Below are 15,672 nucleotides of genomic sequence, written 5' to 3'. Positions count from 1 at the left end.
TATAGTTAAAGGCGTTCATCAATTAAAACAGGTGGTTCATGTATTATAGTCATTGTGGCTGCTCCGGGGCTATTATGTTTGCATCAGTTAACCGAAACAACAGATACAAAACAGACATCTATCGTAATGAAAAAATCACTCTTCGTTATCATCCTGCTTCTTGCAGCAACGCAGCTTTCCTTCGCACAGACAATGCCCGATTCAATAAAAACTTATGTGGTTCAGGCACTGGACATCATGAAGAACAACTCCATCAACAAGCAAAAAGTAGATTGGGAGAAACTATACGCTACGACGTTAGAAGCCGCAAAAGATGCTAAAACGATAAGAGAGACATATCCCGCCTTAAATAATGCATTAGAAGAGTTGGGAGATCGCCATAGCAGACTCTTTCCTAAAGAAGTATTTGATGCCCATAATGTTGGCTATAAATCACTAGGCAGGAAGTTGCCGATGCCATCGGGCCACATGATCGACAAAAAGTATGCTTTTATACTTGTACCTCCATTTTATATGTTTGAGAAGGATGAGCAGTTGGCCTATGCAGATTCTCTGCAAACTATAATCCGGCAACTGGACGCGCAAAACCCGAAAGGCTGGATAATTGATTTGCGCCTGAACGATGGTGGTAACATGCACCCGTTGCTAGCCGGGCTGGCTGCAATCCTGGGCGAAGGACAGTTTATCGGCTGGCAGTCTGCTGATAATGTTATTACTTACGATACAGTACGAAATGGCATGGTACGGGATGTAACCGGTGGAAAATACTTTTTGGCAACACCTTATACCATTAAAAACGCCAAAGCACCTGTAAGTATACTTGTGAGCGATAAAACAGCAAGTTCAGCAGAAATGATAGCAGGTGCATTTATTGGCAGACCAAAAACAAAGCTGATCGGCACCTATACCGGAAGTCTGACAACCAGTAACGAGCTTTATAAATTATCAGACGGATCGTATCTGAACCTAACTGTATCAACTATGGTGGATAGAACAGGCAAAGTATATGGCCGCGGCATTACCCCTGATGTAGCGTTAGATCTTACTAATAACACCATTACCAATGGCTATTTATACATCCGGGCTGCCATTAAACACATTGATAAGCCAAAGAAATAAACTATAGTTACCAGCACAAAAAAGCGCCACCCTTTGCAGGATGGCGCTTTTATAGTTTAAACTTCTATAGTTGCTTAGATGTGCAGCGCACGATTTTCTGTAGCTGCTAAGCACGCCTCTTTCATGGCTTCGGTATAGGTTGGGTGCGCGTGGCTCATGCGGGCAATATCTTCTGCCGATGCACGGAACTCCATTGCTACTACCGCTTCTGCAATCATATCGGCAGCACGTGGCCCGATCATGTGTACGCCCAGGATCTCGTCCGTATTCTTATCAGCCAGCACTTTCACGAAGCCGTCGGTATCCATAGACGCCTTGGCACGACCAGATGCTTTGAACGGGAATGAGCCTGACTTGTAGGCACGACCCTGCTCCTTCAGTTGCTCTTCGGTAAAGCCTACGCCAGCTACTTCCGGCCAGGTATACACCACACCTGGTATCAGGTTATAGTTGATATGCGGTTTCTGACCAACGATCTGCTCTGCTACCAGTACGCCTTCTTCTTCGGCTTTGTGTGCCAGCATCGCGCCACGCACTACGTCACCAATAGCGTAAATGCCCGGTACGTTTGTTTCAAGGTGATCGTTCACAGCGATCATACCGCGCTCGCCCATCTGCACGCCGGCATTCTCCAGACCTAAGCCTTCGGTATATGGCTTTCGGCCCACAGATACCAGCACGTAATCGCCTTCAAAGGTTACTACTTCACCTTTCGGATTCTCGGCAGTTACTTTTACAACTTCGCCTTCGTTGGTAGCGCCGGTTACCTTGTGGTTAAAGAAGAACTCGAAACCAAGTGTTTTCTTCAGCACACGCTGCAGCTCTTTACCCAGTGCGCGGTCCATCGTTGGGATGATGGCATCCATGTACTCGATCACCTGCACTTTAGTACCCAGGCGCGCATAAACTGAACCAAGCTCCAGACCAATCACACCGCCACCAATTACGATCAGGTTCTTAGGAACTTCTGTCAGTGTTAAAGCTTCAGTTGATGTAATGATGCGCTGCTTATCGATTGGCAGGAACGGCAGTGCTGTTGGCTTAGAACCAGTCGCGATGATGGTTTTATCTGTTTCGATCTGCTGTTCTTTTCCTTCTGCATCTGTGATCTTGATCGTGTTTTTGTTCACGAATGAGCCCAGGCCATAGTAGGTATCGATCTTGTTTTTCTTCATCAGGAAAGCAATGCCGTCGTTGTTCGACTTCACCACCTCGCCTTTACGCTTGATCATCTGCTCCATGTTCACCTGCAGGTCGTTCAACTCAATACCGTGCGTTTTGAACGTGTGTGCTGCGTTATGGAAGTGCTCCGATGAATCAAGCAATGCTTTGGAAGGAATACAGCCTACGTTAAGGCAGGTGCCACCCAGCACGTTATATTTTTCTATAATTGCGGTCTTCAGGCCTAGTTGTGCGCAACGGATCGCTGCCACATACCCACCAGGACCAGAACCGATTACGGTTACATCGTATTTCATTTTTCTATACTTTATGGAGAGCCGTACTCTCGTTTTTGTATTTGATTTCTCTCTAGTTGTAAACCCACCCCTACCCCTCCCGAGAGGGGATTTTTAGCAGTACCCAATTCCCCTCCTCGGAGGGGTTAGGGGTGGGTTCAATAAAAAGGAGGAGCAAACTGCTTCGCTTACCCCTCCTTCTTTATCTCAATAAATTAAACGCCTAACAGGAGTCTCATCGGATCTTCAAGCAGCTCCTTCACGCGTACTAAGAAGCTAACTGACTCACGGCCATCGATGATGCGGTGATCGTAAGAGAGCGCCAGGTACATCATTGGGCGGATCTCTACTTGTCCGTTGATGGCAACAGGGCGCTGTACAATGTTGTGCATACCCAATATAGCTGACTGAGGCGCGTTGATGATCGGAGTAGACATCATTGAACCAAACACACCACCGTTGGTGATCGTGAAAGTACCACCTGTCATTTCTTCAATCGTCAGCTTGTTCTCGCGCGCTTTCTTAGCCAGACGGATAACTTCTTTCTCAATGCCATCCAGCGTCAGTTGCTCCGCGTTACGGATAACCGGAACTACCAGACCTTTTGGTGCAGATACCGCGATGGAGATGTCGCAGAAGTCGTTATACACGATCTCGTTGCCATCGATTTGCGCATTAACAGCTGGCCATTCCTGTAAAGCAACTGTTACAGCCTTCGTGAAGAACGACATAAAGCCTAAGCCTACTTCGTGCTTCTCCTTGAACTTATCTTTATACTTGGCGCGGATGTCCATGATCGGCTTCATGTCTACCTCGTTGAAAGTAGTCAGCATAGCCGTTTCGTTTTTAACAGATACCAGGCGGCGGGCAACTGTTTTACGCAGGTTGCTCATCTTCTCACGACGAGAGTTACGCCCACCAGTTGCAGCAGGGGCAGCAGCCTCTTGCTTGGCAGCCGGAGCAGCAGCTGGCTGTGCAGCAGGTCTTGCCTGTGCGTTCTGCGCATCTTCTTTTGTAATACGGCCATCACGACCAGAGCCTTGTACATCGGCAGCGTTGATGCCACGCTCTGCTAATATCTTACCGGCAGCCGGAGATGGTGTGCCAGAAGCATAAGTTTGTGCACCTGATGGTGCAGATGCAGCCTGTGCAGCCACTTGCTGTGTAGCTTGTTCCTGCTTGGCATTGGCCTGTGCATTAGCTTTTACCTGGCCTGCACCTGGCACAATTTTGCAAAGCAAACCACCGATCTCTACTGTATCACCTTGCTGCGCAACGATCTGAAGTGTACCAGCCGCCTCAGCAGACAACTCAAACGTAGCCTTATCAGATTCCAGCTCCGCAATTACTTCGTCCATTTCCACATGGTCGCCGTCGCTCTTCAGCCAGTTAGCTATAGTTACTTCTGAAATAGATTCGCCAACGGTCGGCACTCTCATTTCCACGGCCTCACCAGCGCCGCCAGTAGCCGCAGCCGGAGATTCTTGCGCAGCTGGTGCTGGTGCAGCAGCTTGCTCAGCAGCAGGGGCCGAAGGAGCAGATGCCGCAGCACCATCCTGATCGATTCTGCAGATAACACCACCTACTTCAATGGTATCGCCTTCCTGTGCTACTATGCGTAAAATGCCTGCGGCTTCGGCTGGCAGTTCGAATGTGGCTTTGTCAGATTCCAGCTCCGCAATTACCTCATCCATCTCCACTCGGTCGCCGTCTTTTTTCAGCCATTGGGCTATGGTTACCTCAGTGATCGACTCACCTACGGCAGGCACTTTAACTTCTAAGCTCATATTTTATTAGAATTATGAATTACAAATTATGAATTACGAATGAACCTGAATGATGAACTAAAATAGTTGATTACAACCATTCATAATTCATCATTCATAATTCTTAATTAAATAGCAAATGCTCTCTCGATTAGCTCTTGCTGCTCTTTAGCGTGTACTTTCAGGTAACCGGTTGCCGGCGATGCACTTGCTTTACGGGCTACTACATCTTCTATACCGTTACGCATAATGCGCAGGATATAGGTCCAGGCTCCCATGTTTTCTGGCTCTTCCTGCACCCAGTATACTTTCGCGTTTTTGTACTTGCTAAGCTCTGCTTGCAGCTGCACTTTCGGGAATGGTGCCAGCTGTTCCATACGGATAATGGCTACATCCTTGCGGTTATTCTTCTGCTGCTCTTCCAACAGGTCGAAGTATACCTTACCAGAGCACAGTAACACCTTTTTCACCGATTTGGCCTGTGCAAATGTATCACCGATCACTTCTCTGAAACCACCTGAGGTGAAATCCTCTACCGGGGAAACTACAGCCGGATGACGCAGCAATGATTTAGGCGACATGTTGATAGCCGGCTTGCGGAATGGCAGTGCCAACTGGCGACGCATAAAGTGGAACAGGTTAGCAGGCGTTGTAATATAAGTCACAAACATGTTGTTCTCGGCTGCCAGTTGCAGGAAGCGCTCCGGACGTGCGTTGGAGTGCTCTGGTCCTTGGCCTTCGTAACCGTGTGGTAACAGCATCACAAGTCCGTTCATACGCTGCCACTTAGATTCTGTGGAAGAGATAAACTGGTCGATCATTACCTGCGCACCGTTAGCAAAGTCGCCAAATTGGGCCTCCCAGATTACCAGTGCATTCGGGTTAGCCATAGCATAGCCAAACTCAAAGCCCAATACGCCATACTCTGACAACAACGAGTTATAGATCTCAAAAGAACCCTGATTCTCTGTCATGTGGTTCAGGCTGTTGTAGGCTGCGCTTGTAGTTGCATCGTGCAATACGGCGTGGCGGTGCGAGAACGTACCACGCTGCACATCCTGGCCCGAGAAGCGAACTATTCTATCATCCAGCAACACCGAACCATAAGCCAGCAATTCAGCTGCAGCCCAGTTCAGCTGTCTGGTTTCAAAGAACATCTCTTTACGCTCTTTGATCAGCTTTTCGATCTGCTTCAGTGGCTTAAAGCCTTGTGGCAAAGTAGTAAGCGCCTTACCAACCGTCTCAACAGCTTCCGCAGATATACCCGTTTCCGGAGACTGGTTAAAGTCCTCGGCTGTAGAACGACGCAGCGACTGCCACTCCTTCTCCATCTGCTGATAGTTATAAGGCAATGGCTTTTGCTTTACCATATCCAGGCGATCCTGCAGCAGGCTACGGAATTCTTTATCCATGCTCGCTGCCAGCTCTGCATCAATCTCACCACGTGTGATAAGTTGTTTGTTGTAAACTTCGCGTGGGTTCGCGTGCTTCGAGATCAGATTGTATAGCTGTGGCTGTGTGAATTTCGGCTCGTCAGACTCGTTGTGGCCATGACGACGGTAGCACACCATGTCAATAAAGATATCGTTGTTATAGCGCTGACGGTACTCCATTGCCAGGCGCATCGCAAATACTACCGACTCCGGCTCGTCGCCGTTTACGTGTAGTACCGGCGCATCAATTACCTTGGCAACATCTGTAGAGTAGATAGAAGAACGGGCATCTTCGAAGTCAGTCGTAAAGCCTACCTGGTTGTTGATCACGAAGTGAATGGTACCACCGGTGTTATAACCTTCCAGGTTTGCCATTTGGGTAACTTCGTAAACTATACCCTGCCCAGCAACGGCAGCATCGCCATGTATCAGGATTGGCAATACCTTATCTTCATCTTTGCCATACATGCAATCTATTTTTGCACGCACAAAACCTTCTACCACCGGGTTCACCGCTTCCAGGTGCGATGGGTTTGGAGCCAGCTTCAGATTCACTTTTTTGCCTGAAGGTGTTACCACTTCGGAAGAGAAGCCCATGTGGTATTTCACGTCACCGTCACCCATAGTAAGGTCCGGAACGGCTGTACCTTCAAACTCAGAGAAGATCTGCTCATAGGTTTTGCCCATGATGTTAGCCAGCACGTTCAGGCGGCCACGGTGTGCCATGCCTATCACCACTTCCTCTACTCCAAGTTCAGAAGCCTTATCGATAGCAGCATCCAAGGCAGGAATGGTTGTTTCGCCACCTTCCAAAGAGAAACGCTTCTGGCCTAAAAACTTCGTGTGCAGGAAGTTCTCAAACACGACAGCTTCGTTCAGCTTGGAAAGGATACGCTTTTTATATTCAATGCCTGGGTTAAAATTCAGGGAATCGTGCTCTACTTTCTTCTTGAACCACTCCAATACCTCCGGGTCGCGGATGTACATGTATTCAAAACCGATAGGGCCTGCGTAAATCTTTTTCAACGCTGCCTCAATATCGCGTAGTGTAGCGGGTCCGATGCCAATAATCTCACCTACCTTAAATACAGTATCAAGGTCAGCATCTGTTAGACCAAAATCTGCCAGGTCTAATCTTGCTTTGCGATCTTTGCGCGGGCGAACCGGGTTAGTGTTAGAGCGTAGGTGCCCACGCGTACGGTAAGCGTGAATCAGGTTACGTACTGCTACCTCCTTCTCAGATTCGCTGGCAGCACCTTTAGCAGGAGCAGTTGCCACACCTGCAGCATCACCATGGCCGTTTTCGCCATAAGCAGCAGAGAATTCGAAGCCTTCAAAAAATTTACGCCATCCGAAATCCACCGATTCCGGATCCTGCTGATAAGCTTTGTATAGCTCGTCTATATAATCGCCATGCGCATTGGCGATGTAAGTATATTTATCCATAGTGTAGAACTACTGCATGTGATATCAGCAAAGTTAGAAGTATTATTTAAAAAACAAATTTCACATAATCGCATAAGCAAATACGCCTGTATAACAAATACATACCCCTGTACTATATAGCTAAAACAGAGGCACATATTGTATTAAGCAGCAAAAGCTTTTGTCAGAACCTAAGCTAAGGTATACTCAATATAGGGTTGAGCGGTTCTAAGCATTCTGTGAAAGCCTTTATGCACACCATTCCAAATACAACCTACAACTACAGCTACCCAAACTATAAAATGTTACTTTCAACGCTTGTCCTTACCTTTAAAAACATCCTCAAAAGCGTAGTAAAAACAATTACACACTAAACAGTACATAAATCACCCATAAATACAAAGTTACTTTTTACAGAATTGTTTCCTGTTAATTGCCTAATTGTATAGGTAGCTTTCATAAACAAACAGGAGAAGCGCTGTTTTACAATATAAAAAGTGAACAGCCAGAGTAGCATACTATGCAAAAGGAGGAATCAGCTATGAGCAACATAATGCTGGAAGAGTTATCGAAAGCGATCGGTGCAAGGCTGTTTATACAATTTTACTATAACAGTCAGTTGTACCTCGTTGAGCCACACCTGTTGGGGCAAAATCAGCAGAAAGAAGATTGCTTGTGCGGCTGGAGCACCGAGATTGCCAGCAACCCGGGGGCGAAAGTAGGATGGCATTGCTTTATGCTGGAGAAAATTCAGAGTTTGAAAATACTGGAAAAGCGCTTTTACAGGATAAGGCCGGAATACGACCCATACGACAGTACTATGAGTCGTATATATTATAGAGTATAATCCCGCCACAGTACCCATTTCATTTACATCAGTTTCATTAGTCCCGGGCTGCCTGGCCCGGTAGGTATCTTATTGCATAAGGTTCTCATATAAATTGTTATGAACTATGGAAAATGAGTTGTTACAACACCCAGCAACTGGCAGCCAGAGAAAAAATATACTGCTGCTGATAACAGGAATTATCAGCCTGTTGTTTCTAGTTAATAATGCGCACGCACAAACTATAAGATCGGCCCGAAGCGGCAACTGGCAGGACGCAGGCACATGGGTTGGATCGGTTATACCACAAAGCATACACGCTGTAGAAATTAACGAAGGGCACCAGATAACAATAACCGGGCAGGCCTCCAGCGCCAGCATAAACCTTTACCCTCCTCATAACAGCAGCAAAGGCAGCGATAGATCTGAACTTATAGTTGCACCTGGCGCTACACTCAGCACAACTACGCTTGCACTTAACCCCAGAAACGACCGCAGGTACACCAGCCTTACTAATAATGGTGGAACTATAGTTGCCGCTACCTTTATTATAGGCAGTGGCTGTGAGGTAGAAAACATAGCCGGAACTATAGCTGTAACAGGAGATATAACGAACGACGGAGATATTCTGACAACGAATGCAATGCTGGAGATTGCTGGCAACTATAACCGGGGTGGCAAAAGCACTTTTACAAAGGGCACCGGTACTGTGAAGTACACCGGCAACGTTGCTCCTACACAAATGATAGCTCCGCTGGCTTACCACCATCTGCAACTGGCAGGCAGCAGCCGCAAGGTTACTACAACCAACCTTTCTGTTTCAGGCGATTTGCAGATTGATTCCGGAGCCCGCCTGACTGCCGGGAACTATAGCCACACGGTTGCAGGTAAACTGGTAAACAATGGTCTGCTACAATCTGAAACTACGCTGCCTACAGCTATAGTCATTGGCAGCGATATAGTTAACAATGGCACAGTTACAGCTGGCGCAGCAACTTATACAGTCGGTGGCAACTGGACAAACAACGGCACATTTCAGGAGGGTACTTCTACTGTGATACTGCAGGGAAATACGCTACAGCAACTATACGGCACTACCACTTTTTACAACATGCACTACCAGGGCACCGGGCAGGCACAGTTACGGCACGATGTCACTATCCGCAACCAGACCAGCGTTACCAACAGCCACCTTAATACAGGAGACCATACGCTCTGGCTCGGCAACAATGCTGTTATAACGACACTTGAAACAGACGATGCGCACATTATCGGGAACGTGCAAACCAGCAGAACACTTACGCTAACAGCGCCAGAGAACTTTGGGAACATCGGCATTACCTTAACCCGGAATAACGTTGATCCCGGCAGCATTACTGTTGAGCGCATTACAGGTGTTACTACCGAGATATCTGATGGCACTGAAAGTATAACTCGTCAATATAACATCAGCAGATCAGGTACAAACGACATTTCAGCACTCAGTATGGACATGGAGCTTGCCTTTCTGCCAAAAGAACTGAAAGCAAAACCTCTTAACTCCTATAGTTTGTACAATAAGGGGCGCAACTCCGAAGCCATGCCTGTGCAAAGCACTGTGGTAAACCAGACTACTATGCGCCATACTAACAGCAATCGTTTCGGCACCTATACGCTGGCTCCTCCGGTTATTTTACCACTACCCGTAGAGCTGACTATTTTTAAAGCGCAAAAGAGGCAACACGTAGTAGAACTTCAATGGCAAACAGCGTCCGAGAAGGATAATATGGGCTTTGAGATACAGGTATCTACAGACGGTAAAACGTACCGTGTGCTGGATTTTATCGCCAGCAAGACCGGTAACAGTAACATTACCCAATTCTATAGTTATACTGATAAGAACCCAGCGCATAATGCTACACTTCACTACAGGCTGAAGCAGCTGGATTTTTCCGGAGACTATAGTTACTCTCAGACGCGTGCTGTTGCACCATTTATACCATCAACTATAGTTCAGGCTGTACCAAATCCCTTTACAGATTATATCCGGTTTGCCGGCAGCAACAATCCGGTACAGGTAACGCTGACCGATATGAGCGGCAAGCCTGTGCTACATAAAACCCTTTTGCCAGCACAGCGCACTACCGATGGCTATTACCACCTTGACACTACTCAGGTACAGGCAGCAGGCTTTTATGTGCTCTCTGTAAAAACCCCCGATCAGATATACCAGGCAAAACTTTTGAAACAATAAAGGAAAGCGCTTATATTTAACTTATTATCTATATGCGCTACGCCACGTATTGTGGTTTGCAACTATAGCACTAAGGCTTCTTGCACCTGCCAGGAGCCTTAGTGCTGTATTATATCAGAATTTAAACCACAATCATACTATGAGAAACGCAATACTAGTGAGCCTGCTCCTCGGAGGCATAGCTTTTAGCTGCAACGAGAATACACGCCAGGTTGCTGAAGAAAACGACACCGATGTTACCACAGCCACTGCTGATACCGCCAGCATGAGCGCTGCACTGAACAGCATTAGCGCCACTGACCTCCTAAAAAACATCGAGGTATTGGCTTCAGATGAGTTTGAAGGGCGCGGACCGGCCACACCCGGTGAGGATTCAACGGTTAACTACCTGACACGTGAGTTCAAACGCATCGGTTTACAACCAGGTAACCCTGATGGCACTTATGTACAGGAAGTTTCAATGTTCGGTTTTACGGCCCAGCCAAATGCAAATTTTACGGCAGGCGGTAAAACTATAAACCTGAACTTTCCTTCGGATTATGTAGCTGTTTCAAGACGCTTTGTACCGAATGTAGATGTTAAAAATTCTGACCTTGTATTTGTTGGCTATGGTATTGTAGCTCCCGAATTTGGTTGGGACGACTACAAAGGGCTGGATGTAAAAGGTAAAACGATCGTGATGCTGGTTAACGACCCGCCTGTTCCTTCACCAAATGTTCCTTCTAAACTAGACTCCACCATGTTTGGCGGTAAAGCCATGACCTACTATGGTCGCTGGACCTATAAATATGAAATTGCTGCCGAGAAAGGAGCCGCTGCTGCCATTATCATCCACGAAACCGGCCCTGCAGGTTATCCTTATGAGGTAATCTCCGGAAGCTGGAGCCGCGAGAACTTCGACATTAGCAACCCGAATAAAAACATGGACCGTGTTGCCGTTGAATCCTGGATAACCGACGAAAAAGCAAAACAACTTTTTACAGCTGCCGGCAAAAACTTTGAGCAGTTAAAAGCTGCCGCAGCCAAGAAAGATTTTAAACCTGTAGCGCTTGGTGCAAAGGCAAACTTCAGCATCAAAAACAAACTGCGCGAAGTGAAGTCAAGAAACATAGTTGCGAAAATAGAAGGCAGCGATCCGAAGTTAAAAGACGAGTACGTTGTATACACCGCCCATTGGGACCACCTGGGCAAAGATCCGCAGCTTACAGGAGACCAGATTTATAACGGCGCCCTTGATAATGCTACCGGTACAGCCGGGCTTATTGAAATTGGAAAAGCATTTGCCAGCCTTCCGCAAAAACCGAAGCGTTCTATTTTGCTATTGGCCGTGACAGCAGAAGAAAAAGGGCTGTTAGGTTCTAAATATTATGCCCAGAACCCACTATACCCGCTGAACAAAACACTGGCAAACATTAACATGGATGTACTGAATGCTTATGGCCCAACCGAAGATGTTGTGGTAATGGGCTTCGGAAACTCAGAACTGGAAGATATACTTGCTCAGGAAGCACAGAGCCAGGGCCGCCATATAGTGCCGGAAACAACCCCAGAAGCCGGCTCTTACTACCGCTCCGACCATTTTGAGTTTGCCAAGAAGGGCGTTCCTGCTTTGTATGCCAAATCAGGGGTAAAAGCCAAAGGACAACCTGCCGACTATGTACAGAAGTGGCAGGCCAACTATACCGCAAATGATTACCATAAACTATCAGACGAAGTAAACCCAGACTGGAACCTGCAAGGAGCAGTAGAAGATCTGCAGTTGTTCTTTAGAGTTGGTTACCGCGTTGCTAATGGTTCTGTCTTCCCGTTGTGGTACGAAAACTCTGAGTTTAAAGCGCGACGTGACAAAATGTTATCTGAGCAGGGAAGTACTGCTAAGCCAGAAGGTGCAGCTACTAAGTAAGAGCTATAGTCCATAGTCTAATTGAAGCTAACCCATCTATAACTTATCATGAAAAAGTTATAGTTATGTCAACATTATTAATTTAACCTATATATAGCAGTAAAACATTGTAATAATCCCTAAGCCTTAAAATAGGTCCGTTCACTTACCCAGACAGGCCGTTACCTTTAAAGAAGACAATTATACAATAGCAACAGGGTTACTTTTAAGACACTGCCGTATAAATATGTACAAAATTGGTTGTTTAACTAATAATGTTAAGTATGAAAAATTTATGGAAATCAGCCCTGGTTGTGTTTGCCCTTACAGCATTTACAGCTTGCGGCGGTAGCGACAATACTACTGAAACAGAAACTACAGAACAAACTGATACACAGTTGGACAGGAACACTGATATGGACATGGAAACCGATACTACCACCGTACAGGATACTACTGTAAACGATGGAGTAGTGGATGAAATGCCTCCTGGACAGCAGTAGTAAATATTTTATTAATCATTTATTAAACGTCTCTGCTCTATTAAGGCAGAGACGTTTGCTTTTATACTATCATATCCCGAAGGATGGTCCTCAGCAAAACATTCCCCGCTTTTATAGTGCACAAAGTATAATACTTGTTAAATTTAGGGAATGGAATTTACTACCCTAACGAATAACAGAATCACCATAGAGTTGGTCAGTACACCTGAGGGCCTTGCTCAGGCTGTAGCTGATTTGAGTAACTATAAAGAGCTAGCGCTTGACCTGGAATTTGATCAGAACCGGTTTACCTATGGCTTTAATCTGTGCCTGGTACAGATTACGGCTGGCAACGGACGGTGCTATATTATCGATCCCTTTGAAATTGAAAATTTAAGGCTGCTCTTCACGCTTTTTGAGGACCAGACTATAACCAAAATAATCCATCACTCTAACAACGACATTTTATTACTTGATAAAATGGGATGCCGAATCCGAAATGTGATGGATACTGATGTAGCAGCTAAGATTCTAAACTATGAGCGCTCATCGCTTGCCACAGTTCTGAAAGAAGAGTTCGGTATCGAAATTGATAAGTCGCAGCAATCGAGTAACTGGAATAAACGCCCGCTAACGGAGCAGCAACTACACTATGCCGCACTGGATGTGGTTTACCTGCACCAGGTAAAAACCAAACTAGTTGCAGAAATTGAACGGGTTGGCAGATTAAACTGGCTTCAGGAAGAAGACATTTTACTGGAAAACCTGCGCTACACAGAATCTGAGAATCCGCACCTTCGCCTGCGAAATGCATCCCGGCTTACGTATTATAGTCAGTTTATTTTAAAAGCGCTTTATCAGTTCCGTGAAGCACTTGGCATGGAAATGAACAAACCTGCCCCATTCATTATTCCGAACGATGCGTTAGTTGAGTTAGCCAGTGAACCTAACGTTGATATACATGAATGGCTTAACCACACAAAGGGGATTCACGGAAGACTAAAGCGCTCATCATATGAGAAAAAGCTTATGAGCGTGTTGGAGCAGGCAAAGAAAGATGCCGCTGCCAATAACATCTCCTTCGATTACCCTGTTAATCAATTCAGACGCCCGTTCCGCACTGCAGAAACAGAAAAGCGAAAAGAGGATCTAACCACAATTCAGGCTGATGTAGTTAAAAATTTCGGAGAGTTTGCAGGCAGGCTTGTAATAAACCAAAGCCTCATAAACGACTATAGTTATACAGGCCAATTACGTTGTACTAAACTATATGCAACTCAGATTATCTTTGATACAGCCGACAGGCTGGATATAAATTTGCCGCCACCTGTTATTGTTCCGCAGCAGAACCAGGAGTAAAATGCATTGTATCACGCTGATTACACATAGCATAGAATGAACACATTTAGAAAAGAACATGATTTCCTCGGGGAGAAAGATATCCCGAATGAAGTATACTATGGCATCCAGACCCTGAGAGCCTTAGAAAACTTTAATATTACCGGCATTCCGATCTCTAAAGAGCCCCTGTTGATTCAGGCATTCGGCTATGTAAAAAAGGCTGCAGCGCTTGCAAACCTGGAATGTGGCGTACTTGATCCTAAAATAGCCGAAGCTATCTGTAAGGCATGCGACAAGCTTATAAATGGTGAGTACCTCGACCAGTTTGTTACAGATATGATACAAGGTGGTGCCGGAACATCTGTAAACATGAATGCGAATGAGGTAATCGCAAATATTGGTCTCGAGATTATGGGCCATCCGAAAGGAGCTTACCAATACCTTCACCCTAATAATCATGTAAACTTCTCACAATCAACTAACGATGCGTACCCTACTGCTTTCCGCTTAGCATTATATGTTAAGATTGGGAAAGTAATAAGCGTCTTGAACAGCTTGCAACAGGCATTTGGGCAGAAAGGGGAAGAGTTTAAGGAAGTGCTCAAGATGGGAAGAACCCAGCTACAGGATGCAGTACCAATGACGTTGGGTGCCGAATTCCATGGTTACTCTACAACTATAAAAGAAGATATCCTGAGGCTGGAAGAAGCAAGAGCACTGATTTGTGAGATCAATATGGGAGCAACTGCTATTGGTACTTCCATAAATGCACCGGAAGGATATCCAGAAATTGTGACCCGACATTTGGCAGAGCTAACTGGCATTCCGGTTGTTCTTGCCGAAGACCTGATAGAAGCTACATGCGACACTGGTGCTTATGTGCAGGTATCTGGCGTATTAAAGCGTACCGCAATTAAAATCTCGAAAATATGTAACGATCTGCGCTTGCTATCCTCTGGTCCACGCGCAGGACTTAATGAGATTAACCTGCCTCGTATGCAGCCTGGTTCTTCCATTATGCCTGGAAAAGTGAATCCTGTAATACCAGAAGTTGTTAACCAAACGGCTTATTATGTTGTAGGTGCTGATGTAACTATAACAATGGCAGCTGAAGCAGGTCAATTACAATTAAACGTAATGGAACCAGTTATAGCTTATAGTTTATTCTCATCTCTTTCTTACTTACAAAATGCCTGCAACACCTTAACAGAAAAATGTGTGATCGGGATTACAGCAAATGAAGAGATTTGCAAGAATATGGTAATGAACAGCATCGGCATCGTAACATCACTGAATCCAATCCTGGGTTATGAAACTGTATCTTCAATTGCTAAAGAAGCGTTGCAAACTGGTAAATCAGTACACCAAATCACAGTAATTGAGCGTAATCTGATTGAGCAATCTAAATGGGATGAGATCTTCTCCATAGAGAACTTGCTAAATCCTAAATTCATAGCTAGCTAAACCGCATATATTCATATCAGACTATAGTTTAGAAAATGTCTGATACTTCTATAGGCTTATAAAGAAAGGCGTCTCAATAAAATGTTGGGGCGCCTTTTTTAATATTAGTTATCAATTGGCTTTTGTTTGATCGAGCAGCCAACAGGGATACGATGGCTATAAGAATAAAGGATTATGGAGCAGGCAAGGTTGCGCATTCCTCACCTAGCTTTAACTGTAAAAGCCAGGCCCGAAGCACCGCTGT

The 15,672-nt window shown here is 45.6% G+C and carries 10 protein-coding genes; 7 read left to right on the top strand and 3 right to left on the bottom strand.

The window, feature by feature from the left end:
* Positions 1–126 precede the first annotated feature (126 nt).
* Complete coding sequence (locus tag GXP69_RS17375; protein ID WP_163916671.1) at positions 127–1,119, top strand: S41 family peptidase; 993 nt, start codon at positions 127–129, stop codon at positions 1,117–1,119.
* 74 nt (positions 1,120–1,193) lie between these two features.
* Here GXP69_RS17375 and lpdA read toward each other — a convergent pair whose 3' ends face one another.
* The 3 genes from lpdA to GXP69_RS17360 form a co-directional block, all read right to left on the bottom strand.
* Positions 1,194–2,597 carry a dihydrolipoyl dehydrogenase gene (lpdA, locus tag GXP69_RS17370; protein ID WP_163916669.1) on the bottom strand — a complete coding sequence of 468 codons (1,404 nt, stop codon included), beginning with the start codon at positions 2,595–2,597 and terminating at the stop codon, positions 1,194–1,196.
* 194 nt (positions 2,598–2,791) lie between these two features.
* Positions 2,792–4,363 (bottom strand): 2-oxoglutarate dehydrogenase complex dihydrolipoyllysine-residue succinyltransferase, encoded by a 1,572-nt coding sequence (odhB, locus tag GXP69_RS17365; protein WP_163916667.1) that lies wholly within the window; start codon positions 4,361–4,363, stop codon positions 2,792–2,794.
* A 107-nt stretch (positions 4,364–4,470) separates the two neighbouring features.
* Positions 4,471–7,221 (bottom strand): 2-oxoglutarate dehydrogenase E1 component, encoded by a 2,751-nt coding sequence (locus GXP69_RS17360; RefSeq protein WP_163916666.1) that lies wholly within the window; start codon positions 7,219–7,221, stop codon positions 4,471–4,473.
* Positions 7,222–7,741: 520 nt separating this feature from the next.
* On the opposite strand from GXP69_RS17360, the gene GXP69_RS17355 reads away from it, so the two are divergent.
* The 6 genes from GXP69_RS17355 to aspA all read left to right on the top strand — a co-directional run bounded on the left by GXP69_RS17355 (position 7,742) and on the right by aspA (position 15,428).
* Positions 7,742–8,047: a hypothetical protein gene (locus GXP69_RS17355; RefSeq protein ID WP_204282086.1), complete on the top strand. Its 306-nt coding sequence runs from the start codon at positions 7,742–7,744 to the stop codon at positions 8,045–8,047.
* A 106-nt stretch (positions 8,048–8,153) separates the two neighbouring features.
* Entirely contained in the window at positions 8,154–10,259 is a 2,106-nt protein-coding gene (locus tag GXP69_RS17350; protein ID WP_163916662.1) for a T9SS type A sorting domain-containing protein, read from the top strand.
* A 139-nt stretch (positions 10,260–10,398) separates the two neighbouring features.
* On the top strand, positions 10,399–12,162 hold the full coding sequence (locus tag GXP69_RS17345) for a M28 family metallopeptidase (RefSeq protein ID WP_163916660.1): 1,764 nt from the start codon (positions 10,399–10,401) through the stop codon (positions 12,160–12,162).
* Between the two features lie 263 nt (positions 12,163–12,425).
* Positions 12,426–12,644 carry a hypothetical protein gene (locus GXP69_RS17340; protein WP_163916658.1) on the top strand — a complete coding sequence of 73 codons (219 nt, stop codon included), beginning with the start codon at positions 12,426–12,428 and terminating at the stop codon, positions 12,642–12,644.
* A gap of 150 nt (positions 12,645–12,794) precedes the next feature.
* Positions 12,795–13,982, top strand: a complete 1,188-nt coding sequence (locus GXP69_RS17335; protein ID WP_163916657.1) for a ribonuclease D — start codon at positions 12,795–12,797, stop codon at positions 13,980–13,982.
* Between the two features lie 36 nt (positions 13,983–14,018).
* The gene (aspA, locus tag GXP69_RS17330) at positions 14,019–15,428 is read left to right on the top strand and encodes an aspartate ammonia-lyase (protein ID WP_163916655.1); all 1,410 of its coding nucleotides are present in this window, start codon (positions 14,019–14,021) and stop codon (positions 15,426–15,428) included.
* Positions 15,429–15,672 lie beyond the last annotated feature (244 nt).

It is taken from the genome of Pontibacter burrus (assembly GCF_010686685.1).
GTDB classification, from domain to species: Bacteria; Bacteroidota; Bacteroidia; order Cytophagales; family Hymenobacteraceae; genus Pontibacter; species Pontibacter burrus.
The sequence above is the reverse complement of the archived record's forward strand: the minus strand, read 5'-3'. Positions and strand labels throughout refer to the sequence as shown.